The 26,127-nt window shown below is 63.9% G+C and carries 24 protein-coding genes; 4 read left to right on the top strand and 20 right to left on the bottom strand.

The genetic code is table 11. The features are described 5' to 3' along the window. Nucleotides 1-6: 6 nt before the first annotated feature. Together AC0IYS_RS03265 and AC0IYS_RS03260 are read right to left on the bottom strand one after the other, a co-directional pair. On the bottom strand, nt 7-687 hold the full coding sequence (locus AC0IYS_RS03265; RefSeq protein ID WP_471703824.1) for a CsgG/HfaB family protein: 681 nt from the start codon (nt 685-687) through the stop codon (nt 7-9). 264 nt (nt 688-951) lie between these two features. Further along, nucleotides 952-1,827 carry a LysR substrate-binding domain-containing protein gene (locus AC0IYS_RS03260; protein ID WP_471703823.1) on the bottom strand — a complete coding sequence of 292 codons (876 nt, stop codon included), beginning with the start codon at nt 1,825-1,827 and terminating at the stop codon, nt 952-954. A gap of 216 nt (nt 1,828-2,043) precedes the next feature. Between AC0IYS_RS03260 and AC0IYS_RS03255 the strand changes: the two genes are divergently transcribed. After that, complete coding sequence (locus AC0IYS_RS03255) at nt 2,044-2,598, top strand: DUF4865 family protein (RefSeq protein ID WP_471703822.1); 555 nt, start codon at nt 2,044-2,046, stop codon at nt 2,596-2,598. Nucleotide 2,599: 1 nt separating this feature from the next. Here AC0IYS_RS03255 and AC0IYS_RS03250 read toward each other — a convergent pair whose 3' ends face one another. The 12 genes from AC0IYS_RS03250 to leuS all read right to left on the bottom strand — a co-directional run bounded on the left by AC0IYS_RS03250 (nt 2,600) and on the right by leuS (nt 19,796). Next, nucleotides 2,600-4,180: an SEC-C metal-binding domain-containing protein gene (locus AC0IYS_RS03250; protein WP_471703821.1), complete on the bottom strand. Its 1,581-nt coding sequence runs from the start codon at nt 4,178-4,180 to the stop codon at nt 2,600-2,602. Between the two features lie 95 nt (nt 4,181-4,275). Further along, the gene (locus tag AC0IYS_RS03245; protein ID WP_471703820.1) at nt 4,276-5,874 is read right to left on the bottom strand and encodes an SEL1-like repeat protein; all 1,599 of its coding nucleotides are present in this window, start codon (nt 5,872-5,874) and stop codon (nt 4,276-4,278) included. Nucleotides 5,875-5,891: 17 nt separating this feature from the next. Further along, nucleotides 5,892-8,186 carry an EAL domain-containing protein gene (locus AC0IYS_RS03240; protein WP_471703819.1) on the bottom strand — a complete coding sequence of 765 codons (2,295 nt, stop codon included), beginning with the start codon at nt 8,184-8,186 and terminating at the stop codon, nt 5,892-5,894. A gap of 4 nt (nt 8,187-8,190) precedes the next feature. Further along, on the bottom strand, nt 8,191-10,347 hold the full coding sequence (locus AC0IYS_RS03235; RefSeq protein ID WP_471703818.1) for an HDOD domain-containing protein: 2,157 nt from the start codon (nt 10,345-10,347) through the stop codon (nt 8,191-8,193). Between the two features lie 224 nt (nt 10,348-10,571). Beyond that, nucleotides 10,572-11,849, bottom strand: a complete 1,278-nt coding sequence (locus AC0IYS_RS03230) for a multidrug effflux MFS transporter (protein WP_471703817.1) — start codon at nt 11,847-11,849, stop codon at nt 10,572-10,574. Between the two features lie 23 nt (nt 11,850-11,872). Further along, entirely contained in the window at nt 11,873-13,075 is a 1,203-nt protein-coding gene (locus AC0IYS_RS03225; RefSeq protein WP_373924107.1) for a THUMP domain-containing class I SAM-dependent RNA methyltransferase, read from the bottom strand. Between the two features lie 60 nt (nt 13,076-13,135). Beyond that, the gene (locus AC0IYS_RS03220; RefSeq protein ID WP_471703816.1) at nt 13,136-13,738 is read right to left on the bottom strand and encodes a DsbA family protein; all 603 of its coding nucleotides are present in this window, start codon (nt 13,736-13,738) and stop codon (nt 13,136-13,138) included. Nucleotides 13,739-13,748: 10 nt separating this feature from the next. Further along, nucleotides 13,749-14,165, bottom strand: a complete 417-nt coding sequence (locus AC0IYS_RS03215) for a CopD family protein (RefSeq protein ID WP_471703815.1) — start codon at nt 14,163-14,165, stop codon at nt 13,749-13,751. A gap of 9 nt (nt 14,166-14,174) precedes the next feature. Further along, the gene (locus AC0IYS_RS03210) at nt 14,175-15,446 is read right to left on the bottom strand and encodes a glutamate-5-semialdehyde dehydrogenase (RefSeq protein WP_471703814.1); all 1,272 of its coding nucleotides are present in this window, start codon (nt 15,444-15,446) and stop codon (nt 14,175-14,177) included. Nucleotides 15,447-15,480: 34 nt separating this feature from the next. Continuing rightward, nucleotides 15,481-16,497 carry a DNA polymerase III subunit delta gene (gene holA / locus AC0IYS_RS03205; RefSeq protein ID WP_090325103.1) on the bottom strand — a complete coding sequence of 339 codons (1,017 nt, stop codon included), beginning with the start codon at nt 16,495-16,497 and terminating at the stop codon, nt 15,481-15,483. Between the two features lie 10 nt (nt 16,498-16,507). Then, on the bottom strand, nt 16,508-17,122 hold the full coding sequence (locus AC0IYS_RS03200) for an LPS-assembly lipoprotein LptE (RefSeq protein ID WP_471703813.1): 615 nt from the start codon (nt 17,120-17,122) through the stop codon (nt 16,508-16,510). Nucleotides 17,123-17,153: 31 nt separating this feature from the next. Next, complete coding sequence (gene leuS / locus AC0IYS_RS03195; RefSeq protein ID WP_471703812.1) at nt 17,154-19,796, bottom strand: leucine--tRNA ligase; 2,643 nt, start codon at nt 19,794-19,796, stop codon at nt 17,154-17,156. A gap of 168 nt (nt 19,797-19,964) precedes the next feature. Between leuS and AC0IYS_RS03190 the strand changes: the two genes are divergently transcribed. Together AC0IYS_RS03190 and map are read left to right on the top strand one after the other, a co-directional pair. Then, entirely contained in the window at nt 19,965-20,336 is a 372-nt protein-coding gene (locus tag AC0IYS_RS03190) for a VOC family protein (RefSeq protein WP_471703811.1), read from the top strand. A gap of 58 nt (nt 20,337-20,394) precedes the next feature. Continuing rightward, nucleotides 20,395-21,204 carry a type I methionyl aminopeptidase gene (map, locus tag AC0IYS_RS03185; RefSeq protein ID WP_471703810.1) on the top strand — a complete coding sequence of 270 codons (810 nt, stop codon included), beginning with the start codon at nt 20,395-20,397 and terminating at the stop codon, nt 21,202-21,204. A 90-nt stretch (nt 21,205-21,294) separates the two neighbouring features. Here map and AC0IYS_RS03180 read toward each other — a convergent pair whose 3' ends face one another. The 5 genes from AC0IYS_RS03180 to AC0IYS_RS03160 are packed head-to-tail and all read right to left on the bottom strand — an operon-like array spanning nt 21,295 to nt 24,243. Further along, nucleotides 21,295-21,621, bottom strand: a complete 327-nt coding sequence (locus AC0IYS_RS03180; protein WP_471703809.1) for a barstar family protein — start codon at nt 21,619-21,621, stop codon at nt 21,295-21,297. Further along, entirely contained in the window at nt 21,621-22,055 is a 435-nt protein-coding gene (locus tag AC0IYS_RS03175; protein WP_471703808.1) for an ExbD/TolR family protein, read from the bottom strand. The genes AC0IYS_RS03180 and AC0IYS_RS03175 overlap by 1 nt, the downstream gene beginning before the upstream one ends. 31 nt (nt 22,056-22,086) lie before the next feature. Then, a complete protein-coding gene (locus AC0IYS_RS03170; RefSeq protein ID WP_471703807.1) occupies nt 22,087-22,773 on the bottom strand; it encodes a MotA/TolQ/ExbB proton channel family protein in 687 nt (228 codons plus the stop codon). Continuing rightward, complete coding sequence (dapB, locus tag AC0IYS_RS03165; RefSeq protein WP_471703806.1) at nt 22,770-23,579, bottom strand: 4-hydroxy-tetrahydrodipicolinate reductase; 810 nt, start codon at nt 23,577-23,579, stop codon at nt 22,770-22,772. The genes AC0IYS_RS03170 and dapB overlap by 4 nt, the downstream gene beginning before the upstream one ends. 10 nt (nt 23,580-23,589) lie before the next feature. Then, nucleotides 23,590-24,243, bottom strand: a complete 654-nt coding sequence (locus tag AC0IYS_RS03160; protein WP_471703805.1) for an outer membrane protein assembly factor BamE — start codon at nt 24,241-24,243, stop codon at nt 23,590-23,592. 281 nt (nt 24,244-24,524) lie between these two features. Here AC0IYS_RS03160 and fur point away from each other — a divergent pair, with 281 nt between their 5' ends. Further along, on the top strand, nt 24,525-24,953 hold the full coding sequence (gene fur, locus AC0IYS_RS03155; RefSeq protein WP_471703804.1) for a ferric iron uptake transcriptional regulator: 429 nt from the start codon (nt 24,525-24,527) through the stop codon (nt 24,951-24,953). Nucleotides 24,954-25,050: 97 nt separating this feature from the next. On the opposite strand, the gene hrcA is transcribed toward fur, so the two are convergent. Beyond that, complete coding sequence (gene hrcA, locus AC0IYS_RS03150) at nt 25,051-26,067, bottom strand: heat-inducible transcriptional repressor HrcA (RefSeq protein WP_315220145.1); 1,017 nt, start codon at nt 26,065-26,067, stop codon at nt 25,051-25,053. Between the last annotated feature and the right edge of the window lie 60 nt (nt 26,068-26,127).

The raw sequence follows: 26,127 nt of genomic DNA, 5'->3' as shown, positions 1-26,127 counted from the left end.
CGGTCCTTACTGTTTCGGCAGGGTCAGGGCGCCGGCTTCGACACCGGAGACCAGGCGGTCGACCGCTTCCCGCATGGCCAGGTCCAGCACCTTGCCGTTGAGCGTGGCGTCGTAGCTGGCGGTGCCGCCGAAGCCGAGCACTTCGCGGTTCGACAGGCTGAATTCGCCGGCGCCCTGGGTCGAATACACCACTTCCGAGGTCGCGATATTGACCACGTTGAGCGTGACCTTGGCGTAGGCGACCTGGGTCTTGCCACGGCCGGCGATACCGAACAGTTGATGGTCGCCCACTTCCTTGCGGCCGAACTCGGTCACGTCGCCGGTGATGATGAAATCGGCGCCCTTGATGTTCTGGCCCTGCTTCTTGTACTCGGATTCCTGCTTGAGCTCGGACATATTGTCGCGGTCGAGCACATTGAAACGGTTGGTCTGCTGCAGTTGCGCGATCAGGATGGTTTTCGACTGGCTGCCCAGGCGGTCGACGCCGTCCGAGAAGATGCCGCGCATGAAGCTGGAACGGTTGTCGAACTTGCCGACGGCGACCAGGGTGCGCGGGCCGGCGTAGGGACGCGCGGCGCTGGCGGCAACCGGCACGGCGATGGCGCGCGAGGATTCGGTGGCGCAGCCGGCCAATGCCGAGACGATCAGCGCGGCGGCCAGCAATTTGCCGGAATTAAAAGTGTTCATGTTGCCCCTAAGTGGTGGATGGACCGAAGTCGTCTGCAAATTGATATTTTGCAAGTAAATTTCTTTTCGGAAATTATAAAGGTTATTGTGACGGAGAATCTATCCAATAGTCACGCTGCGTAATATCCGCTACGGAGATACGTAGGTCGGATTAGCCGGGACGGCGTAATCCGACATGAGCCGCCGACGGAGCATGGCGGATTACGCTGCGCTAATCCGCCCTACGTGGTTCCTGAATTTATCATCGGTCCCGTACCTGGTTTATCAGCCCAGCGCCGGGGCCACTGCTTCCAGCACGATCTCGCGCAGTCTTTGCGCCGCCGGCTTGAGTTGCGCTTCCGATTGCAGCAGGCTCAGGCCGATGTGCGGCAACGGCGGCAACGACGATGCCTCTAACAGCCGCACGCCTGCCGGCACGCCGACCGATGTGCGCACCGTCACCCCCAGCCCCGCCGCGACGGCCGCCCAGACGCCCGACAGGCTGGTGCTGGTGAAAGCGACACGCCAAGGGATGCCGGCCCGGTCCAGCGCATCGATCGCCGCCGAGCGCATCAGGCAAGGCGCGTCGAGCATCACCAGCGGCAGCGGCGCATGGGCGTCATGCGCCGGTAACACCGCCTGCGCGCCGGCCAGCCAGCGCATCGGCAGCTGCCCCAGCCGATGCGCGTACGGCCAATCGCCGGTTTTATCCCACGCCAGCGCCAGATCGAGCTGGCCATTGCCCACCTGTTCGATCAGTTGCGCGTTGCGCCCGACCTGCGCCTCGATGCTCACCTGCGCATGCGCGCGGGCAAAGCGGCCCAGCACCTCGGTCAGCAGATGTTCGCCGAAGTCCTGCTGCATGCCCAGCCGGACGGCGCCCGCCAGATCGGCGCCGCGCAATGCCGTCAGCGCCTCGTCGTTCAGATCCAGCAGGCGGCGCGCGTAGGCCAGCAGCGTCTCGCCCGCCGAGGTGAGCGCCATGCCGCGCCCGGCCTTGCGCAACACCGGCGCGTCGAGCTGGTCCTCCAGCTTTTTCAACTGCGCGCTGACGGCCGAGGTGGAGCGCCCCAAACGGTCGGCCGCTTTGGCGAAGCTGCCCAGCTCAACACCGGTGACGAAGGTGCGCAGCACATCGAGGTCGAACGTGATCTTTCGCATACCATCCCGATTTATCGAATTGTTGGTCAAAATATTCCCGATTTTCAGTACTAAGTTAATCTTGTATCGTGAAGCTGTCAATCAACAAACGGAGGACATCATGCCCATGATCTGCAACCGGAGGGATGTAATGGTGGTCATCACCACCACGCTCGGCGACGAGTGGTCGTTCGGCGGCGGAGCGCCGGCGGCGCCGCTGCTGCGGGGACTCGCATCATGATCGCGATGCAGTACAGCTTCGCGCTGCCGGCCGATTACGATATGGCGATCGTACGCACGCGCATCGCCACCAAGGGGCCGCTGCTGGACGATTTGCCCGGCCTGGTCTTCAAAGCCTATCTGTACGCGGAGCACGGCGAGTCGGCAGAGAACCTGTATGCGCCGTTCTATCTGTGGCGCGATGAAGAATCGATGCACGGCTTTCTCAACGGTCCGGGATTCGCCGGCGTGGCGCGGGCCTTCGGTTGGCCCTCGGTGCGCACCTGGACGCCGTGGCACGCCGATGTGGGCGCCGACGTGCGCGCGGCGCGGCATGCGACCCGCAGCGTGCATCAAATCGCCCCCTACAGCGACCTGGCGACGCTGCGCAAACAGGAGGAGCAATGGGCACGCGATGCGCGCGAGCGCGGCGCGCTGGCGGTGGTGATCGGTTTCGAACCGGCGGCGTGGACCATCGTGCGGTTTTGCCTGTGGCGCGATGCGCAACCAACCGACGTCACGCCGGCGGCGCAGCATTACCGGGTTGGCCACATGTCGGCGCCCCGGCGCTGATCTATACGCCGCAGCAGGCCTTGTACTTTTTCCCGCTACCGCAAGAGCAAGGCTCGTTGCGGCCAACCTTGTCATTGGCGATGCGTTGTTTGACGGCCGCCGGCTCGGCTGGACGCACCGCGCCTGTTTCCGCCTTGGCGTTGTTGCCTTCGATGCGAGACAACGATATGGCGTTCGTGACGAAATCGCGCATACGCGTTTCACGGTTCGGACACGGCCGTCCCTGTTCGTCGAACAAGAGGCGCGTCAACGCAAAACTTTCAAGCTGCGCGGCGGACATCTTGCCGCGGGACGCCATCAGTCTGTTGATCAAGGCCGGCGCCATCCGAAGCGCTTGATTGGCGGTCGCCTGGTCCTGGTCGCCCACCGCGACTTCGAAAGCCCGTTGGACCAACGCGAGCGCTTCGATCCATTTCCCCGGTTCTTCCTGCGCCAGATACAGGTCGGCAAGGTCCAGGTGGGCCTGATTGACCTTGGGCATGGCGCGCTGCAGGAGCTCTTCCGCCTTGGAGAATCCTCCCGGCAATGAGCCATTGCGGATGAGGACGCCGACCGCGCGCTGGGCGATGTGGAGGCCCGCGTCGCTCGCCAGCTGCAGCCAGGCAAGCGCTGCCCGTTCGTTCGTCGCCACCCCTTCACCGTGATACAACGCCTGGCCGGCTTGATATTGGCCGATGGGGTAGCCGGCTTCCGCAGCGCGCAAGGTCAAATCAAACGCGGTCTTGGCGTTGGCCGCCACGCCCAGCCCTTCGCGATAGATGTTCGACAGCAGAACCAGCGCAAGTGGATGGTCTTCGGCGGCCGCGCGCTCCAAATAATCCCTGGCCCGGGCATGATCGACCGCCTCCTCATGCAGGCCCAACAGCGCCGAGCGGCCGCACCATGCAAGCGCGTCGATGTCGCCGTCCTGGCAGGCCATCGCGATGAGATGGACGCCTCGCCCGATATGCTCTATGCCGTTTTTTCCCTCTGCCAAAGCGAGCCCGAACTGGTAGCGCGCCGGGGTGTAGCCGGCGTCGCTGGCGTAGCGCAGCAGGTCCAGCGCGCGTTCCGTCATCGAGAAGTCGGACGTCGACCGCTTCAGCAACAGCATCGCGGCCCGGTACTGGTCCGTGGGGCGGCTTTCAAATAGCGCCCGGTAGCACACCGCACTCAGTTCGTCCGGGCTTTCATCGACGATATGGTAGTCGGGTACCGCAGCTCCATGGTTTTTCTGACGAAATACCACTTCAATCAGCGCCATGACGTCGATGAGCGCCTGTTTGGCCAGGGCTTGCAGCTGTGCTTCGCTGCGCAGGCTTTCCTCCGGATGCGCCGCGGAGTTGCCCCACCGCCGTAACTTATGCAGCAGTTCTTGAATGTCCGGGTTGATCAGGTGCGACTTGACGAGCACATTGATCTTTCCCTCCAGGCCCAGCTTCCACTCGCTGTCGTAAGGATAGAGGATGTCGCAGCATAAACTGGCGAGCGCGCGCGTCTGAATGAGCGCGTGGGCGGGGAATTGATGCTGGCTGCGTTTGGCGACACCGTATAGCGATGCGATGCGGGCGGAGGCTAGCTCGGCAAATTCTAGGTCGTTCATGGTCCTGATGATCAAAGTCCTGGCCGCCGCGCGCCAACATTCGGGCCAATATAGCACAGCCACCTGGCGTGCCCTGCAACCATTTCAATGCGAATTTACGCGAGGTGGGGCGCCTGCAGCCGCCGGCGCGCCTGCGCCAGCTGTTCGCCATCCATGCGCGACGCGGCGGTTTTCAAATACCGCTCGGCGGCGCCGAAACCGCCGCGTTCCGCCATCGCCAGCCATAACCACGCCTGCGCGACGTCGGCCCGCACGCCCTGCCCCACCAGATACATCAGGCCGAGATTGAACTGCGCGCGCAAATGTCCCTGGCCGGCCGCCTGCGCATACCAGTGGTGGGCCTGCGCGTAATCCTGCGGCATGCCCTGGCCATTGTCGTAGCGCAGGCCGAGCGCGAACTGCGCCAGGGTATGCCCCTGCGCCGCCGCCTTCGCATACCAGCCGTTGGCCTGCGCGCAATCCGGCTGCGGCCCCTCGTCGTTGTCGAACAAGAGCGCGAGGTTGTACTGCGCCGCCGCGTAATCCTGTTCGGCCGCGCGCCGGTACCACAGCATCGCCTTGCGCAGGTCCTGCGGCACGCCGCGTCCCGTTTCGTAGCGCAGGCCCAGATCGAACTGCGCCCGCAGGTGGCCCTGGTCGGCCGCCTTGCGATACCAGAAAATCGCTTCCTGATGGTCCATCGGCACACCGTGGCCGGCGTCGTACAGCAAGCCCAGATGGTACTGCGCGCCGGGATAACCCTGCTCGGCCGCCTTGCGGTACCAGGCCTGCGCCTGGTCGTAATCCTGCGGCACGCCCTGGCCGTGATCGTAGCGCAGCCCCAGATTGTTCTGTGCCCCGGCGTGGCCCTGCTCGGCCGCCTTGCGGTACCAGTCCAGCGCCTTCTGCTCGTCGCGCGGCACGCCCTGGCCGTTGTCGTAGATCAGACCCAGATTGAACTGCGAGCTGGCGTGGTCCTGTTCCGCCGCGCGGCGGTACCACAGGATCGCCTTCTGGCTGTCCTGCGCGATGCCGTCGCCCTTGTCGAAGCGCAGCGCCAGATTGAATTGCGCCGGCGCGTAACCCTGGTCGGCCGCCTTGCGGTACCACGACATCGCCTGGCCGACATCCTGCGCCACGCCCTGGCCGTTGTCGTAGCGCAGACCAAGGTTGAACTGCGCGCGCGCATAGCCCTGCTCCGCCGCCTTGCGATACCAGGCGATGGCCTGCTTGAAATCCTGCGGCACGCCCTTGCCGGTGTCGTACATCATGCCCAGATTGTTTTGCGCGCCGGCGTCGCCCTGCTCGGCGGCCTTGCTGAACCAGTGCATGGCTTTCTGCGTGTCGGCCTCCAGGCCCTGGCCCTTGGCGTACAGCCAACCCAGGTTGTACTGGGCGGCGGCGTAGCCCTGCTCGGCCGCCAGCTTGTACCACGCCGCCGCTTCCTCGTAATTCTGCTCGACGCCCTGGCCCTTCTGGAACATCACGCCCAGGTTGTACTGCGCGTGCTCCAGTCCCTGCATCGCCGCCTGGCGATACCAGACCACCGCCAGCTCGAAGCTTTGCGCCACGCCCTGGCCGTTGAAGTACATAAAGCCCAGGCTGTGCTGGGCGTTGGCGATACCACGTTCGGCTTGCTGCTTCACGCGCAGGAATTCGGCTGTGTGGGTGCCGCCTTGATTGGCATCGGGTCCGTCAGGCGTGTATTTCGTCATACTGCTTCACTGATTATTCAAGCCTGGATTGCGACCATGGCCGGTTGGGTGTCTGTGTTCGGCGCCTTGTTGGCGTTGGTGGCGCTGGACGGCAGCGAGGAAGCGGCCGACAAGCGGTTCTGGTCCTGCAGCACGTCGATGAAACTGAGCAGCGAGATCGGGCGATGGTAGAAATAGCCCTGCATCGTGGTGCAGCCGTTGGCCTGCAGGTAGCGCGATTGCACGTCGGTCTCCACGCCTTCGGCCACCAGGTGCAGGCCCAGGCCGCGCGCGATCGAGATGATCGCCAGGATCACCGGATAGTGGCCGTTCTCGTCGTGGATCTCCTTGACGAACGACTGGTCGATCTTGATGGTGTGGATCGGGAAGCGGTGCAGGTACGACAGCGACGAATAGCCGGTGCCGAAATCGTCGATCGCCACCGATACGCCCAGTTGGCAAAGCTTGTTCAACTGTTCGATCGCGTACTGCGGATTGCGGATGCAGATGTTCTCGGTGATCTCCACTTCGATCTGCGCCGGCGAAATGCCGTAGCGCGTCAGCGCGCCGCGCATCTTCTCGAAGAAGTCGCCCCGGTCCAGGTATTGCGGCGACAGGTTCAGCGACAGGCGGATCGACTCGCCGCCGGCGGCGTTCCACTGCAGCAGATCGCGGCACAAGGCGCCCAGCATCCAGTCGGAGATCGGCAGCATCAAGCCGTTTTCCTCGGCGAACGGCAGGAACTCGCCGGCCGACAGCAGCCCGCGCTGCGGATGATTCCAGCGCATCAGGCCCTCGGCGCCGATGATGCGGCCGGTGGCGACGTCGAGCTGCGGCTGGTAGTACATTTCCAGCTCGTTGAGCTCCAGCGCCTTGCGCAGGCTTTGTTCCAGCGCGATCTTCTGGTGCGACACGTCCAGCATCGAGTCGTGATAGAAGCTGTGGCCATTCTTGCCCAGCGCCTTGACCTGGTACATGGCGATGTCGGCATGGCGCAGCAGCTCGTCGATGGTCTCGCCGTCGTTCGGATAAATGGCGATGCCGATCGAGGCGGAGATGTGCACCTGGTGCCCATCGAGGTCGAACGGCTCGTGCAGGCTCTCAAGGAACTTGTCGGCGATGGCCTTGGCGTCCTGGCGGTCGCGCAGCTCCGGCAGCACGATGGTGAATTCGTCGCCGCCCTGGCGCGCCAGCGTGTCGCCCCGGCGCAGGCAGGTTTTCAGGCGCTGCGACACCTGCTGCAGCAGCTCGTCGCCCTTGACGTGGCCCAGCGTATCGTTGACCAGCTTGAAGCGGTCAAGGTCGATGAACATCACCGCCAGCTCGGTCAGTTTGCGTTTGGCCTGGATCACGGCCAGCCCCAGGCGGTCCTTGAACAGCATGCGGTTCGGCAGGTCGGTCAGGATGTCATGGTAGGCCTGGTAGGAGATCACTTCCTCCGCGCGCTTGCGGTCCGTGATGTCGCGGGCGACGCCGTAGGTGCCGAAGAATTCGTGCTTCTTGATGCTGTGGTCGGGGACATGCATGCCGATCGCGTTGAGCGAAATCGTCATCAAGGTGTTGTTGAAGGTGCGCTCGATGCCGCCGCCGGTGTTGCACTTGAGGCGCAGTTCGACGTTGCGCGAGGCCCGCTCGTCGACGCGGCGCTCGTTGAAGGCGTAGCGGGCGCGCTCCTGGTCCTCGTCGTGCACCAGGATCGAGTAGTGCTTGCCGATCAGTTCTTCGCGGGTGAAGCCGAGCAGCTGCTGCACGCGGTCGTTGATGAAGGTGAACTTGCCTTCGTGGTTGAGCGTATAGATGATGTCCGGCGAGCTGTCGACCAGGTAGCGGTACATCTTCTCCGAGTTTTCCAGCTTGGAGGCGATGCGCTCGTTGTCGACCGCCAGGCGGCGCTTTTGCAGCGCGTTCTCCACGGTCTTGAGCAGCTCCTCGCGGCTATAGGGCTTGCGCAGGTAGTCGTAGGCGCCGCGTTTGAGCGCGCCGATGGCGGCGTCGATGCCGACCTCCCCGCTCATGACGATGACGTCGCCGTCGATGCCCTTGGCGTTGATGAAGTCCATGATCTCGTGGCCGCTCATGTCGGGCAGGCGCAGGTCGAGCAGGATCAGGTCGAATTTCAGTTTGGTCAGCTGGGCCAGCGCCTCGCTGCCGCAGGTCGCGGTCACCAGATGGTAGTCGCGGTCGCGCAGCAGCTCGTACAACGACGACAGCAGGCGCGGTTCGTCGTCCACCAGCAGGATGCGGGGCCAATTATCGGCGGCATGGACGACGGGGGTGGGGTCGTCCGAACTCGTTTCTAGGGCGGCGTAGCCGGCGGGAGTCAGGTTCATCATGGCCTTAAACTGAATCCATCAACCGCGTTTGCACGCCGCCGACGGGACTGGAACTGCTACGGGCGGGCAGCAAAATTTCGAAAGTGGTTCCCGCTTTGCCGGAACGGCAGGTGATCAGACCCTGCATCTTCTTCACCAGGCCGTGGACGATGGACAGGCCCAGGCCATGGTGTGGGCCTTCCTTGGTGCTGCGCACCTGGGAGAACAGGTTGGCCAGCACGTCGGCCGACAGCCCCGGACCGGTGTCGCCGATGACCAGCTCCAGATACAGCTTGCGCTCGCGGTTGACGTGGCCGCGGTTGGCGATTTCGATCTTGCCGCCGTCGGGCATGGCCTCGACCGCGTTTTTGATCAGGTTCACCAGGATCTGCTTGAGCAGGTCGGCGTCGCCCTCGATGTCGGCCGGCTCCTCCTGCATGCGCACGACGATCTGCACCGACGCCGGCACGAAGTCGGTGGCGCGGAACAGGCGCAGCACGTCGTCGACCACGCGCGCGACATCGGTGGCGTGGCTGGTTTCGGTCGGCTGCAGGTCGGCCAAGCCGTTGATCAACTGTCCGACGCGGTCGATCTCCTCGTTCAGGATCGACATCTCGCCGACCACCGGCTCGCGCCTGGCCAGTTTACTGTCCAGGACCGACAGGTAGTTCTTGATGATCGACAGCGGGTTGTTCACCTCATGCACCACGCGGCGCGACGCTTCCCGGTACTCCTCGGCGACGTGGGCGATCTGGCGCTTGGCGTGACCGCGCTCGCTGATGGCCGTCTCCAGCGCGGCGGCGGCCTGGGTGCCGAACGACTGCAGGAAGCGCGCGCGCTTCTGGTAGCTGGCCATCTGCCAGGCCGGCGCACCGCCGATCAGCACACCGAGACAGCGCTGGTTGGCCACCAGCGGCAGGCATACCATGCTCTCGGTGCCGAGGATGCGGAACAACTGGTCCTCGGCCACGCTCAATGGCGGTTGCAACTGGCCGTCGCGGCTGATGATGGCCAGCTTGCGTTCCAGCGCGCACGCCGCCACCACGCCGCCCTTGTTGAGCGGGATGATGAATTCGGAAAAACGCAGCTGCTGGTCGCCGGTGGCGGTGCCGTGCAGCGCGTGGCCGGTCGGGTTCTCCAGCAGCACCAGCGCGTTCTCGAAATCGAACAGGATGCGCGCCGAACGCGTCATCGATTCGAGCAGTCCCGCCTCGCCGTTCTGGCGCGCGAAGGACTGGCCCATCTCGGACACCAGGACCATGTTGCGCACTTCCTCGGACAATCGCTGCTGCACCGGATCGACGACCGGCGGCGCGTAGGCGGCCGGCACCGGCACGTCGTCGACGCCGGCCAGGTCGATGCCCAGGTAATCGGCCGACTTTTCCACCTGGCGGGCGGCGTTGTTGACGATCTGCTCGAGCAGTTCGCCATCGAGTCCGCACAGATAGGCGCCGTTTTCGATCGCCTCGTGCTGGTCGTCGTGGCAGCACAGCAGGTGCGCCAGGCGCACGATGCGGATCAGCGGATGCGACGACTCCAGGCGCGCCAGCGGCTCGTGGTGATACAGCACGCTGTCGGCCAGGAAGGAGTCCAGCTGCCAGCGCTCGATCAGCCAGGCGCCCGCTTCCGAGTGCGTGATCTGCAAGGTGCGCTGCTCGACGGCGCACAGGTCCTCGTCGTCGCGCGCCATGAAGTTAAAGCCGTATTCCTTGGGCGCTGCCGCCAGCAGCGCCAGGCGGCCGACGTTGTGCAGCAGGCCGGCCAGGTAGGCTTCCTCAACGTGCGGGTATTCCATCTTGCGGGCGATGTCGCGCGCGATGACGGCGGTCGTCAGCGAGCCTTTCCAGAAGCCGCGCAAATCGGTGCTGCCGGAATGGGGGAAGCTGTTAAAGGTCTGGAACACCGATTCGCTGATCACCAGGGTCTTGATCATGTCGGTGCCGAGCGACACCAGCGACTGCTCCAGGCCCACCGTGCGGGCGTTGCGGTGGAAGGCCGAGCTGTTGGCGACGGTGAGGATCTTGCTGGTCATCGCCGCGTCCTTGGCGATCAATGCGGCGAGCTCCGGCATGCCGGCGTCGTCCGCCTGCAAGTGCTCGATCAACTTAATGAGTATCTGCGGCATGGCCGGCAGACGGGCAATCAGCAATCGATTGCGAATGTCATGGTCAGGTTGATGCATCGTATCCAGCTTTGCCGCCAGTGGTCGTCGAATAAGGAGAAGGTACTCAACGGCTCAGTACCGCAAAATAGTTATTTTTTCATCAGTATTTCAGGCAGGTTCGACGCTTGAAATTACGTTTGGAAAAGTTATATTAGCATAAAGTATCATGATAACTTGGCAGCTATCAAGCAGATATCGATCTTTCACTTTAAACTAATTCAATTTCCTACCGTAAACAAGTGTTAACCTGGATGGCGTAGAAGCATGCGCCGGTAATGGCGCGACGTCAACCATAAAACGAGAGCAGAGGCACTAAAAGCCAGCTGTCCTGCGGCTAACCACAGCACCGAGTGTGCTAGAAACGGCGCGATGACGCCCGCCACCAGCGCCCCGAGCATGGTCAGCGCGAACGATTGGCACGAGGCCACGGTGCCCCGGATGTGCGGGAACAGGTCCATCGCCAGCAGGGTGGCGGCGGGCGCCACGACCGACATGCCGAAGTTGTAAAAAAGCAGCGGCGCGACCGACCAGGGCAGCGCCGGCGGGAAAAAGAGGTGGTACAAAACGTTCAGCACCGGGGCCGCGATCAGGAAACAGAAGCCGATGCCGATCTGTCGCGAAAATGTCATTTTCCCGGCCATGCGGTTGGCCGCCAGCGCGCCCAGGAAGATCCCGGACACCGCCGGAATGAACAGCCAGCCGAATTGCGACGGCCCCAGGCCGAGGTGCTGGGGCAGGAATTCCGGCGCCGCCGCGATATACACAAACAGGCCGGCGAAGTTGAGCGCGACGACGCCGGACTTCATGAGGAACAGCGGCGAGCGCAGGATGTCGCCGTAATTGCGCGCCAGGTAGCGCGGGTTGAACGGCTGGCGCTTGTGCGGCGGCAGCGTCTCCGGCAGGCGCCGGTAGCAGTAGATGAACAGCAGGATGGTGTAGGCCAGCAGCGACAGGAAGATCGCCCGCCAGTCGAACAGGGTGACGATCCAGCCGCCGAGGATGGGCGCGACGGCCGGCGCGATCGAGAAGATCATCGTCACCAGCGACAGCAGGCGCGCGGCGGCGGCATCGTCATACAGGTCGCGGATGATGGCGCGCCCCACCACCACCCCGGCGCCGGCCGACACGCCCTGCATGACGCGGAACACCCACAGGTAATGCACCGTGTGCGCCGAGGCGCAGCCCAGCGTGCCGATGGCGAACATCACCAGCGACACCAGCACCACGTTGCGGCGCCCGAAGGCGTCCGCCAGCGCACCGTGCCACAGCACCATGGCGGCGAAGGCCAGCATGTAGAACGTCAGGCTTTGCTGCACTTCGAGCGGAGTGGCGCCCAACGACGCCTGGATGTTGGGGAAGGCCGGCAGGTAGGCGTCGATCGAGAAGGGTCCCAGCATCGACATCGCGGCCAGCATGGTCGCCAGTCCCGCCGCGCTGAGCACTTTCATGTGCGACGGCGGCGGCGGGGGGATGTCCTCGACAGGATCGGGCGGGAGATTGGCGGGAGGTGTCGGGAACATCGTTGGGGCCTTTTCTAGACTTTTTAGACTTCTTTGGGCTTTGCCGCTTCGCGGCGGTTGAAGCCCGCCACCATATCGAAGCGGAACAGGCGGCATTCGAGCGCACCGTTGAAGAACGGCGTCTTGCGCGATTCCTTCAGGCGCAGCATCTTCGGCAGCCCCAGGTCGGCGGTGAACAGGAACACGGTCCAGCCGGCGAAACGCTGCTTGAGCGTAGTGCTTAGCGCCGAATAGAAACCGCTGGCCAGTTCGTCCTCCGGCAGCGAACTGTCGCCGCGCACGCCGATACGCTCGCCGTACGGAGGATTGGTCAGCAGGATGCCCGGCTGCTCGGTCGGCGCCTTCACTTCCTGCGCCTCGATCTGCTTGAGCGGCACGTCGAACATGATGCCGGCGCACTTCAGGTTATGGCGGGTCATCGCCACCATGTCGCCCGAGATGTCGGAACCGAAGATGGTCGGCGATGCCGGCAGCGGATTGGCCTTGATCGAATTCTTCATGTCGTTCCACGGGGCCGGATCGAAGTCGTTGAAGGCTTCGAAGGCGAAACGGCGGCGCGCGCCCGGCGGAATGCCCTGCACCATCTGCGCCGCTTCGCACAGGATGGTGCCGGAGCCGCACATCGGGTCGAACAGCGGCATGCCCGGCTTCCAGCCCGACACGCGCAGCAGGCCGGCGGCCAGGTTCTCGCGCAGCGGCGCGTCGCCGGTTTCCTCGCGCCAACCGCGCTTGAACAGCGCCTCGCCCGAGGTGTCCAGGTAGATGATGAACTGGCGCGCGTCGAGGAAGCCGACGATGCGCATGTCCGGTTCCTTGGTGTCGACCGAAGGACGTTTGTCGAACTGGTCGCGGAAGCGGTCGCAGATCGCGTCCTTGATCTTCAGGGTGGTGAACTCCAGGCTTTTCAGCGGGGATTTGACGGCCGTGACGTCGACGCGGATCGTGTGGTCGTAGGTGAACCAGTCTTCCCACTGCTGCGCCAGCACCAGGTCGTAGATGTCGTTCTCGTTCTGGTAGCCGGTGACCGCCATGCGCATCAGCACGCGCGACGCGATGCGCGAGTGCAGGTTGATGCGGTAGGAATCCAGCAGGTCGCCGGAGCAGTGCACGCCGCCCGGGACCTGGTTGTGCACCTTCATGGTGGTGCTCAGGAGGGCGATTTCGCCCAGTTCTTCGGCCAGTGCCGCTTCCATGCCGCGCGGGCATGGGCAAAAATAGGATGCCATAGGTGTACCTTTTGTCCGTTGAAAAACCAAAAACCGGTGCTACTTTACTTCGTTACTGCTTTACTTCTGCATTGCCCGCTCGAGGAAGTCCAGGCGGTCCTGGCCCCAGAAGCTTTCTCCATCGAGCACATACCACGGCGAGCCGAATACATTGGCTGCGGTGGCGTCCTCGGTGTTGCGGTCGTACTCGGCCTGCACGCTGGCCGTCTCCGACGATTTGATCAGCGCGCGGCCATCGAGGTCGCAGCCGCCGGCGATCTGCGCCAGGGTGTCCTCGTCGCCGATGTTTTTCTCTTCGGCCCACAGTCCGCGCATGATGGCGCCGGCCAGTTCCAGCGCGACGTCGACGCCGTGCGTCAGGCGCGCGGCGATCACCATGCGGTTGGCCAGGTCGGGCGACACCGGGAAGAACTTCGGCTGCACGTTCATCGGCACGCCGAGGAACGCCGACCAGCGGGTCAGCTCGACCAGGCGGTAGGCCTGGCGCTGCGGCGCGCGCTTGGCCAGCGGCAGGCCGCCGGAGACGCCGAACACCTTACCCAGGTCGAAGGGGCGCACCTCGATCTGCACCGCGTGCTGGCGCGCCAGCGCGACAAAGCGCTCATGCCCCAGATAGGTCCACGGCGAATGGATGGCGAAAAAATACTGACAGACTTTGCTCATGACGCTCCAATCAGAACGGTTTGACGACAACCAGGATGACGATGGCCAACAACATGAACACCGGTACTTCATTAAACACGCGGAACCACTTGTGGCTGCGCGTGTTGACGCCTTTTTCGAACTTCTTCAGGATCGAACCGCAGGCGTGGTGATAGCCGACCACCAGCACCACCAGCAGCAGCTTGGCGTGCATCCAGCCCGGCATTTTCGCGCCGTACTGCATGTAGACCAGGATCGCGCCGAACACCACCGCGAACACCGACAGCCACATCGAAAAACGGTACAACTTGCGCGCCATGAGCGTCAGCCGCTCGGTGGTGGCGGCGTTGGTCTCCATCGCCAGGTTGACGAAGATGCGCGGCAGGTAGAACACGCCGGCCATCCAGCAGATGACGAAGAAAATGTGCAGCGCCTTAATCCAGAGCATAGCTATCCTTTATTGACGAACTTCACCGTGGCCGAATACCACGTATTTCAACGACGTTAAACCTTCCAGCCCGACCGGGCCGCGCGCGTGCAGCTTGTCGTTCGAGATGCCGATTTCGGCGCCCAGGCCGTATTCGAAGCCGTCCGCAAAGCGCGTCGAGGCGTTGATCATCACCGACGCCGAATCGACTTCGCGCAGGAAGCGCATGGCGTCGCTGTGGTCCTCGGTGACGATCGATTCGGTGTGCTTGGACGAGTACTGGTTGATGTGCTCCATCGCCTGGTCGATGCCGTCGACGATTTTCACCGACAGGATCGCTGCAAGGTACTCGGTCGACCAGTCCTCCTCGGTGGCGGCCACCAGGTGCGGATAGCCGGCCGCCGACAGGATCGCCAGCGCTTCGGGATCGGCGCGCAGTTCGACTTCCCTGGTGGCGTACAGCGCCGCCAGTTGCGGCAGCACCGCCGGCGCGATCGCGCGCGCGACCAGCAGGGTTTCCATCGTGTTGCAGGTGCCGTAGCGGTGGCACTTGGCGTTGAAGCCGATGTCCACCGCCTTCTTCAAGTCGGCCTTGGCGTCGATGTAGACGTGGCAGATGCCGTCCAGGTGTTTGATCATCGGCACGGTCGCCTCTTCCATCAGGCGCGCGATCAGGCCCTTGCCGCCGCGCGGCACGATCACGTCCACATACTGCGGCATGGTGATCAGCGCGCCGACGGCGGCGCGGTCGGTGGTGTCGACCACCTGCACGCCGTCCTCGGGCAGGCCGGCGCCGGCCAGGCCTTCCTTGACCAGCTTTGCCAGCGCGCGGTTGCAGTGGATCGCTTCCGAGCCGCCGCGCAGGATGGTGGCGTTGCCGCTCTTGATGCACAGCCCCGCCGCGTCGACGGTGACGTTGGGCCGCGATTCGTAGATGATGCCGATCACGCCCAGCGGCACGCGCATCTGGCCGACCTGGATGCCCGACGGACGGAATTTCAAACCGGAGATCTCGCCGATCGGATCGGGCAGCGCGACGATCTGGCGCAGGCCTTCGACCATCGTGGCGATGGCCTTGTCCGACAGCGCCAGGCGGTCCAGCATGGCCGGCGCCAGGCCGTTGGCGGCCGCCGCGTCCATATCCAGCTGATTGGCCGCGCGCAGCTGGTCGGCGTTGTGTTCGATGGCGTCGGCGATCAGCGTCAGCGCGCGGTTGCGCGTGGCGCTGTCGGCGCGGGCCATCGCGCGCGATGCCTTGCGCGCCTGCTGGCCCAGTTGCTCCATGTAGTGCTTGATATCCATGTTCATCCCACGATGTTCACTGCGTTCTTAAACTTCAGCCGCGCGCCACTTTCAATGCCAGCTGCAGCATGGCGTCCCAGGCGTCGCCGTTGTGCGCCTTGGCGCGCAGGCCCTTGATCATCTTGTCCACCTGCGCCGCGTCCTTCATCGCCGCCTCCAGCGTCGGCAGCGAAATGCGGCGCAGCGCCGGGTCCATCATGCGCTCTTTCGGCCCCCAGATGCGGTATTCCTTGAGCAGCGCGCCGAGCGGCCTGCCCTGCGCCATGCCCGACTTCAGTTTCAATAGCGTGCGGATCTCCTCCGACACCGCCCACAGCACCAGCGGCAGCGCCTCGCCCTCGCCTTTCAGGCCTTCGAGCATGCGCACCAGCCGCGCCGGGTCACCCGACAACATCGCCTCACTGAGCTTGAAGACGTCGTAGCGCGCCACGTTGAGCACCGCGTCGTGCACCTGCTCGTAGGTCAGCTTGCCCGGCTCGTGCAGCAAGGCCAGCTTCTGGATCTCCTGGTGCGCCGCCAGCAGGTTGCCCTCGACGCGGTCGGCGATGAAGTCGACGCTTTGCCGGTCCGCGCTTTGCCCTTGCGCGGCAAGACGCTGGCCGATCCAGTTGGGCAGGTGTGCCCGTTCGATCTGCGCGATGTCGATATACACCGCCGCCTGCTGCAGCGCGGCCACCCAGGCCGCCTTCTGCGTCTGCCAATCCAGCTTGGGCAGGGTGATCAGGGTCAGGTTGTCCGGACTCAGATCTTTTACATAGTTCTGCAGCGCCGCGCCGCCATCCTTGCCGGGTTTTCCGGTCGGGATGCGCAACTCGATCAGCTTCTTATCGCCGAACAGCGACAGCGCCTGATTGGCCGCCAGCAGCTCGCCCCACTTGAAGCTGCGCTCGACGGTCAGCACGTCGCGCTCCGAATAGCCCTGCGCGCGCGCGGCGCGGCGGATCTTGTCGGCCGCCTCCAGCGCCAGCAGATGCTCGTCGCTGGTGATGACGTACAGCTGGGACAACGACTTCGTCAAATGGCCGTCCAGCGCTTCCAACCGCAATTGCATAGAAGCGCCCTTACAGGATCGGCACGGCCGGTGCCGACTGGGTCGGCGCCGGATTTGGCGTAGATGCGGGCGTAGATGCGGGCACCGACATGCGCGTCGTTTTAATGGCGGCGATACGGCGCATCATCTGCTGCACCAGGTCGGTCTGCATGTCCTTGTACAGCAGGGCCTCTTCCTGCTCCTTGGCCAGCAACTGGGTTTCGTTGAAGTCGATCGGGCGGCTCAGCGCGATCGACGTCGGCGGCAGCAGCACGGCGCCCTGCTTGTCCAGCACGCGGAACACGATGCTGTACTGAAGCAGGTACTGGCGCACGCGGCCATTGTTGTTCAGCGACAGGATGGTCTTGGTCTTGGTGTGCTCCGGATTGGAGAGCACCTCGACGATGCCGTCGGCCTCTTTCGCCGTCTTGACGACGATGGTGCTGCCGTTGGCGTTGATGTTGCGCTTCAAATCGACCGCCAGCGGCGACGACTCGGGCAGTCCCACATACATCGTCGGGAACGGCAGCGTGTAGTGGCCGCCGTCGCCGCGCAGGTGGAAGCCGCACGCCGACACCGTCAGCGACACCGCCAGCACTAGCCCACACAGGCGCGCGCGCTGGAACAACCGGGACCTGCTTGCCATGTTAGTCATCCGAGATCCGTCCGCTAATCTATTAAACAACGATGTTGATCAATTTGCCCGGCACGACGATGATCTTCTTCGGCGTGCCCTCGATGAACTTCTGTACCGCTTCGCTGGCCAGCGCCGCCGCCTCGATGGCCGCCTTGTCGGCGCCCTTGGCGACGACCACGCTGCCGCGCAGTTTGCCGTTCACCTGGATCATCATCTCGATCTCGGCCTGCTCCAGCGCGGCCGGGTCGACCTGCGGCCACTGCGCGTTGAGGATGTCGCCGTGCGCCTTGGCGTAGCCCAGTTCCTCCCACAGCACGTGGGTGATGTGCGGGGCCACGGGGTTCAGCAAGCGCAGGAAGATCGAGAAGCCCTCGGCCACCAGCGCGTTCGATTCGGCGCTGTCGTCCAGCTTTGCCGATTCGATCGTGTTGAGCATTTTCATGCACGCCGAAACGACGGTGTTGTACTGGATGCGCTTGAGGTCATAGTCGGCCTGCTGCAGGATCTTGTGCAGTTCGCGGCGCAGGGTTTTCTGCGGCTCGGTGGCCACCGGCGCCGGCGCGGCGTTCAATGCCGACTCAATGCGCGCGGCCTGCGCATAGCCGAACGCCCACACGCGGCGCAGGAAGCGGTTGGCGCCTTCGACGCCGCTGCCCGACCATTCCAGCGTCTGTTCCGGCGGCGAGGCGAACATCGTGAACAGGCGCGCGGTGTCGGCGCCGTACTGGCCGATCTGCGCGGCCGGATCGATGCCGTTGTTCTTCGACTTCGACATCTTCTCGGTGCCGCCGATCTGCACCGGCTGGCCGTCGTCCTTCGACACGGCGCCTTGCGGACGGCCCTTGTCGTCCAGCGTCACTTCGACGTCGGCCGGATTGAACCAGGTCTTCTTGCCCGCGTCGTCTTCGCGGAAGTAGGTCTCGTTCAGCACCATGCCCTGCGTGAGCAGGTTGGTGAACGGCTCGTCGAACTTGACGATGCCGAAGTCGCGCATCACCTTGGTCCAGAAGCGCGCATACAGCAAGTGCAGCACGGCGTGCTCGATGCCGCCGATGTACTGGTCCATCGGCATCCAGTAATCGTTGCGCTCATCGACCATGGATTCGTTCGCGCCCGGCGACGTATAGCGCATGTAGTACCACGACGAATCGACGAAGGTGTCCATCGTATCGGTCTCGCGGCGCGCGGGCTTGCCGCACTGCGGGCAGTCGCACTTGAGGAAGGCTTCGTATTTGTTCAGCGGATTGCCGCTGCCGTCCGGCACGCAGTCTTCCGGCAGCACCACCGGCAGGTCTTTTTCCGGCACCGGCACCGAGCCGCAATCGGCGCAGTTGATCATCGGGATAGGCGTGCCCCAGTAACGCTGGCGCGAGATGCCCCAGTCGCGCAGGCGGAAGGTGATCTTCTTCTCGCCCAGGCCCTTGGCGGCCATGTCGGCGGCCACCGCCTCGACCGCGTCGGCGTAGGTCAGGCCGTCGTACTTGCCCGAGTTGGTGACCACGGAGACGGCCTTGTCGCCATACCATTCCTGCCACGCGTCGGTGGAGAACTCCTGGCCCTCGACCTGGATCACCTGCTTGATCGGCAGGTTGTATTTTTTGGCGAAGGCGAAATCGCGCTCGTCGTGCGCCGGCACGCCCATGACGGCGCCGTCGCCGTAGGTGATCAAGACGTAGTTGCCGACCCAGACCTCGACCTGCTCGCCGGTCAGCGGATGGGTGACGAACAGGCCGGTCGGCATGCCCTTCTTCTCCATCGTCGCCATATCGGCCTCGATCACCGAGCCCAGTTTGCACTCGGCGTTGAAGGCGGCCAGTTCAGGGTTGGTCTGCGCGGCGTGGATCGCCAGCGGATGCTCGGCCGCCACGGCGCAGAAGGTCACGCCCATGATGGTGTCCGGACGGGTGGTGAAGACGTACATCTTGCCGTCGCCGATCAGCGCGCCGGAGGCATCCTTGATCTGGTGCGGGAAGGCGAAGCGCACGCCGGTCGACTTGCCGATCCAGTTGGCCTGCATGGTGCGCACGCGCTCCGGCCAGCCCGGCAGCTTGCTGTCGACGTGTTCGAGCAGCTCGTCGGCGTAATCGGTGATGCGGGCATAGTACATCGGAATCTCGCGCTTTTCGATCAGCGCGCCCGAACGCCAGCCGCGGCCGTCGATGACCTGCTCGTTGGCCAGCACGGTCTGGTCGATCGGGTCCCAGTTCACGGTGCCGGTCTTTTTGTAGATGATGCCTTTTTCAAGCATCTTGAGGAACATCCACTGGTTCCACTTGTAGTATTCCGGTTTGCAGGCGGTCATCTCGCGCGACCAGTCGATCGCCAGGCCCATGGACTCCATCTGCTCGCGCATGTGGGCGATGTTCGAATAGGTCCACTGCGCCGGCGGCACGTTGTTGGCCATCGCCGCGTTTTCCGCCGGCATGCCGAACGCGTCCCAGCCCATCGGCATGAGCACGTTGTAGCCGTTCATGCGCAGGTAGCGGTACATCACGTCGTTGATCGTATAGTTGCGGACGTGGCCCATGTGCAGCTTGCCCGACGGGTAAGGCAGCATCGAACAGGCGTAGTACTTCCCTTTCGGGAAACGCGGGTCGTGCTCGACGGCTTTATAGGCGTCGATGGCCTTCCAGTGGGATTGCGCGGCTGATTCGACGTCGGCGGGACTATATTTATCTTGCATGATGGTGTGCAGCCGGCGTGGCCCGGCAAAAAGGAATATGAACCGGACATTATACTGGCTCAACCGCCTCCAGCGCACGAGAGTGGCCCCCGCGAGGCCATTGAGAGGTTTCGCTGACACTACCGATGTGTCAATATGGTGTTTTCGTCATCTTGGGAGACTAGTACCATGATCAAAGGACTGCGCACGCTGGTTTATCCGGTGGCCGATCTGGCGGCCGCCAAGGAGTGGTACGCGAAGGTGTTCGACACCGCGCCCTACTTCGACCAGTCTTTTTATGTCGGCTTCAGCGTCGGCGGCTTTGAATTGGGCCTGATCCCGAGTGACAAGTTCACCGCCGCCAAGGCCGGCGGCATGGTGTACTGGGGCGTCGACGACATCCAGGCGGAAGCCGACCGGATCGTGGCGCTGGGCGCGACCGTCGAAGGCGCCATTGAAGATGTCGGCGAAAACATCAAAACGGTCGAGTTGGCGGACCCGTTCGGCAATTTGTTGTGCCTGATTTACAACCCGCATTTCGACCTGAAAGAGGTACGCTAACCCATCGGGGTGGCGGTTTGTGGCAAACTACGCCCCTTCAAAAAGAAAGAGGTAGTCCATGTCCCGCCGTAACGCCAATATGATCAAGTCGCCCGAACAAATCGTCATGGCGCGCGTCGCCGCCCAACTGGCTGCCGACGTGCTGACGATGATCGGCCCGCACATCAAGGCCGGCGTGACCACGGCCTACCTAGACCAGCTGTGCAACGACTACATCGTCAACGTGCAGAAGGTGATCCCGGCCAACGTCGGCTACGGCGGCTTCCCGGCCACCGTGTGCAGCTCGATCAACCACGTGGTCTGCCACGGCATCCCCTCGCCCGAGGAAGTGCTGAAGGACGGCGACATCATCAACATCGACGTCGCCGTCATCAAGGATGGCTGGCACGGCGACACCAGCCGCATGTACTACGTCGGCGAGCCGTCGAAGGCGGCGCGCAAGCTGGTCGAAACCACCTACGCGGCGATGTGGGCCGGCATCCGCGCCGTCAAGCCGCGCGCGACCTTGGGCGATGTCGGTTTCGCGATCCAGACGGTGGCCGAGAAGGCCGGCTTCAGCGTGGTGCTCGATTATTGCGGCCACGGTATCGGCCAGGTCTACCACGAGGAACCGCAGGTGACCCATTACGGCCGTCCGGGCCAGGGCGTGGTGCTCAAGCCGGGCATGCTGTTTACGATCGAACCGATGATCAACGCCGGCCGCGCGGCCACGAAGGAACTGGACGACGGCTGGACCGTCGAGACGCGCGACAAATCGCTGTCGGCGCAATGGGAGCATATGGTGCTGGTGACCGAGACCGGGTTCGAGGTGTTGACCCTGGCGCCCGGCGAGACCGGCGCCAAGGCGCAGATCCCGATCGCGGGTTGAGTTTTAACCCCGGGCCACACCGGGGTCGGACCCGTTGGGTCCGACCCCATACCCGCGACTGCGGCGCCGTTCGCGCCTGGCGGTGCGGGTTTACTTCAACGTCAGCTTCAAGGCCGGCTTCTCGCCGTAATCCTCATACCGCTCGTTGATGCCGGCCACGCAGTACGTCACCTCTTCCAGGATATCCGGCGCGGCGGTTTTCAGCGCCCCGGCATCCTGGATGACGATCTCCAGCACCTCGTTCGGCTTGAGGCGGAATTTGCTCATGCCGTCTTCATCGCGCAAATAGCTCAGGCAATCGACCCACGCGTCCATCGTCGCGCCATACGTGTCGGGAAAGCCCATCGCCGCCTTGCAGGCCGCGTGGAAGCTCGCCATGTCGGAGATCGCCGCGCCGTTCAATTCTGCGGTTGCCATTATTTCTTCTCTACTTTCTTCGGATCCGTGACGAACCCCAGTTTCGTTAATCCGTTGGTCTGCGCCGCCGCCATTACCTGCGCCACGACTTCGTAGCGGGTGTCCTTGTCGGCGCGCAGCTGCAGCTCCGGCTGCGGGTCCTGCCTGGCCGCTTCGACCAGGCGCGCCTCCAGCGCCTCCTGTTCGAGCGGCTCGTTGTTCCAGAATATCTTGCCCTTGCCGTCGATGGCCAGCGTGACGGTGGCCGCCTCGGCCTGCTGCTGGCTGGTGGGCGCCTGCGCCTTCGGCAGGTCGAGCTTGACCGCGCTGGTGAACATCGGCGCGCCCAAGATGAAAATCACCAGCAGCACCAGCATCACGTCGACCATCGGCGTGACGTTGATATCGGCCATCGGTCCCGGCTGGCGGTGGTGGTTGAAGGCGCCAAAGCTCATGCTTGCTCCCGGCTCAAATACAACGTGTAGGTTACCGGCCGGCGCGCGCGCCGGTGGTCAGATAGGCGTGCAGGTCGTGCGCGAACGCGTCCAGCTCCGCCAGCGTCAGGCGGTTGACGCGGTTAAACGCGTTAAACGCCAGCACCGCCGGAATCGCCACCGTCAGGCCGATCGCGGTCATGACCAGCGCCTCGCCCACCGGGCCGGCCACTTTGTCGATTTGCACGGTGCCGTTGGCCGAGACATTGGCCAGCGCGTGGTAGATGCCCCAGACGGTGCCCAGCAGGCCGACGAACGGCGCGGTCGCGCCGATCGACGCCAGCACGGTCAGGCCGCCTTCGAGGCGGTTGGTCGAGCGCTGGATCGCCACCCGCAGCACACGCGTCACTTGCGCGGCGCGGTCCATCTCGCCGCCCAGCGACTGCCGCTCGGCCACTTTGATCTGCGCGGCGCCCTGCTGCGCCAGCGGCAGGTAGATTTTTTCCGGGTCGGCCAGCTCCAGCGAGGCGACGCCGTCCTGCATCGTCGGCGCGTCCCAGAAGGCCTGCACGGCCGGGGAGCTGCGGCGCACGCGCCAGGCCGCGAAGGCCTTCGACAGGATGAAGAACCAGCTCACCAGCGACATCGCCAGCAGCACGAACGCCACCGCGTGGCTGATGCCGTCGCCCTGCTCCCAGTAATGGGCCAGGGTGAACTGGTTGGCGACGGCGGGCGTCATCCGTTCAGCGACAGCACGTCATACATGTCGAACAAGCCGGTCGGCTTGTCGGCGAGGAAGCGGCAGGCGCGCAGCGCGCCTTGCGCGTAGGTCGCGCGGCTGCTCGATTTGTGGCTGATTTCGATGCGCTCGCCGATGCCGGCGAACAGCACGGTGTGGTCGCCGACGATGTCGCCGCCACGGATGGTGGCAAAGCCGATCGACGACGGATCGCGCTCGCCGGTGACGCCTTCGCGCGCGTAGACGGCGCACTCCTTCAGGTCGCGGCCCATGGCGCCGGCGATCACTTCGCCCATCTTCAGCGCGGTGCCGGACGGGGCGTCGACCTTGAAGCGGTGGTGCGCTTCGATCACTTCGATGTCGTAGCCGGTCGACAGCGCCTTGGCGGCCTGCTCGAGCAGCTTCATGGTGACGTTGACGCCGACGCTGAAGTTGGGCGAGAACACGATCGCGGTTTTTTTGGCCGCCTCGGCGATGGCGGCCTTGCCGGCGTCGTCGAACCCGGTGGTGCCGATGATGACTTTGATGCCGTGCTCGGCGCAGTAGGCCAGGTGCTCCAGCGTGCCTTCGGGACGCGTGAAGTCGATCAGGTACTGGGCGCCGGCCAGGCCTTGCGCCAGGTCCGACTGCACCAGCACGCCGCCCGGCTTGCCGAGGAAGGCGGCGGCATCGCCGCCGACGCCGGCCGAACCGGCGCGGCCCAGGGCGCCGGCCAGGCGCGCGTCCGGCGCGTTCTCGACGGCTTCGATCAGGATGCGGCCCATGCGGCCACTCGCGCCGGCGATGGCGATATTCATTGCGGTCATGCGTGCTTCCTTATTTGTTCTGGTTGCCCACCGTCACGCCAACCGGCGCGGGCGCGGCGTTGTCGCTGCCCGAGTTGGTCGGCGGCGGCACGCTCGACGCAGGCTTGTTGTCGGGCGCGTCCGGATTTTTCTTGATTTTCGGCGCCGGGCCGGCGATGCGGGCGATGTATTCCTTTTCGGTCGGCAGGTTGCCGCCTTCCCAGCGCGCCACCTTGCCGTCGTTGTCGAAGAAGACGATGACGCGGCTGGTGGTCACTTCGCCGTTGCCCTTGGCCATGCGGAACGCGTAGTCCCAGCGGTTGGCGTGGAACGGATCGGTCAGCAGCGCGGTGCCGAAGATGAAGCGGACCTGTTCGCGCGTCATGCCGACTTTCAACTGCGCCAACATTTCCTCGGATACAAAGTTGCCTTGCTGAATATCAGGACGGTATGGCGAGAAGAACCACATGAACTTTTGCAGCGGCGTGATGGTGGTCGTTTGCGCGCCCTTGCTGGCGTCCAGGGTGATCCCGGTTTCCTTGACCTGGTTCGATTTCTCGCCCAGGGTGGTGTTGGAAGCACAGCCGCCGGCGGCCAGCGCGACGCAGACGGCGCCTGCGAGCAACGGAGCACGGCGGGTAAAACGGTGCGACAAAGACTGCAGTAAAGCCGGGGTGACGCGCATAAATGTCCTCAATCTGGTCGAGCGGAAATGCCGAAAAACGCTATATCATAAAGCACATGCCGAGCACATGGTGCGAGATGGGGCCGCGCGGGCGCGCGAAGTGACAGCATTATCCTGTAAAACCGGGGATATGTCCTTGTTTTGCAAGGCGCAAGTGTAAATGTTTGCAAACGCCGGCCGGGCCGCGATGTCCCAATAAGATGGCAGCAATGAGTGCGGTGGCGGGCGGAGTGCGTTAAACTGTCGGCTAGCTATCGCCAACCAGAATAAGAGTGTCCAACATGGGTAACAATCCAACCGATCTGAAGGCCAGCGGCCTCAAAGCCACCCTGCCTCGCCTTAAAATCCTGGACATCTTCCAGAACAGCGACGTGCGCCACCTGACGGCAGAGGATGTCTACAAGATCCTGCTGGCCGACAATATGGACGTCGGCCTGGCCACCGTCTACCGCGTGCTGACACAGTTCGAGCAGGCCGGCCTGCTGAACCGCAACCACTTTGAAACCGGCAAGGCCATCTTCGAGCTCAACGAGGGTTCCCACCACGACCACCTGGTGTGCCTGGACTGCGGCCGGGTCGAGGAATTCTTCGACGAAGCGATCGAAACGCGCCAGCAGATGGTCGCCCAGGAGCGCGGTTTCAAGATCGCCGAGCACGCGCTGGCGATTTATGGCAATTGCATCAAGACGGCCTGCCCGCACCGGCCTTGAATGTATGCGCCCCGGCGGCGCATACACTCAACCCGATACGGCGGGGTCGTACCCCGTACGGGGTACGACCCCAAGCCGCACGCCTTACGGGTTGGAATCAATTGTGACTTAAAGCGTTCGACAATAATTTGGCCGTGATATCGACGATCGGTATCACGCGCTCATAGGCCATGCGGGTCGGGCCGATCACCCCCAGGGTGCCGACGATCTTGCCGTTGGCCATGTACGGCGCGGTCACCACGCTCATCTCGTCCATCGGCACCAGGCTCGATTCTCCACCGATATAAATCTGCACGCCGCTGGCCTTGCTCGACACGTCGAGCAGCTGCATCAAGCCGGTCTTTTGCTCGAACATATCGAACATCTGCCGCAAGGACGTCATGTTCGACGACAAATCGCTCACCGACAGCAGGTTGCGCTCGCCGGCGATGACCATGTCGTCCGAGTTGTCCGCCATCGCCTCGCTGCCCGCCTCCACCGCCGCCTGCATCAGCCGGCCCATGTCGTCGCGCAACTGGCGCACCTCGGTCTGCAAGCGCGTGTGCACCTCGTCGAAGGCCAGGCCGCCATAGTTCTGGTTGATGTAGTTGGCCGACTGGATCAGCTGCGTGGGGCTGTAGTCGACGTCGGTCAGCAGCAGGCGGTTTTGCACGTCGCCGGTGGGGCCGACGATCACCAGCAGGATGCGCTTTTCGCCCAGCCGCAGGAATTCGATCTGCTGGAACACCGATTCGCGGCGCGGGCTGAGCACCACGCCGGCGAACTGCGACAGCGACGACAGCATCTGCGCCGCGTTGGAAATCATTTTCTGCGGCTGCGGCGCCTGCAGGCGCATGCGGCCCTCGACCGATTGCTCGTCGAGATGTTGCACCGTCAGCAAGGTGTCGACAAAGATGCGGTAGCCGCGCGGCGTCGGCACCCGGCCGGCCGAGGTGTGCGGGCTGGCGACATAGCCAAGCTCCTCGAGGTCGGCCATGATGTTGCGGATCGTCGCCGGCGACAGGTCCAGCCCGGAAATCTTGGAAAGCGCGCGCGAGCCGACCGGCTGGCCGTCCGCGATATAGCGTTCCACCAGGGCTTTGAGCAGGGTTTGAGCGCGTGTGTCGAGTTGCATACTGTATATCTTATTTGCCGAGAGTTGCCGTGTTTATCTATTATGCACGCTCCGCGCCGG

Source organism: Duganella sp. AC237, from assembly GCF_979254035.1.
The sequence above is the reverse complement of the archived record's forward strand: the minus strand, read 5'-3'. Positions and strand labels throughout refer to the sequence as shown.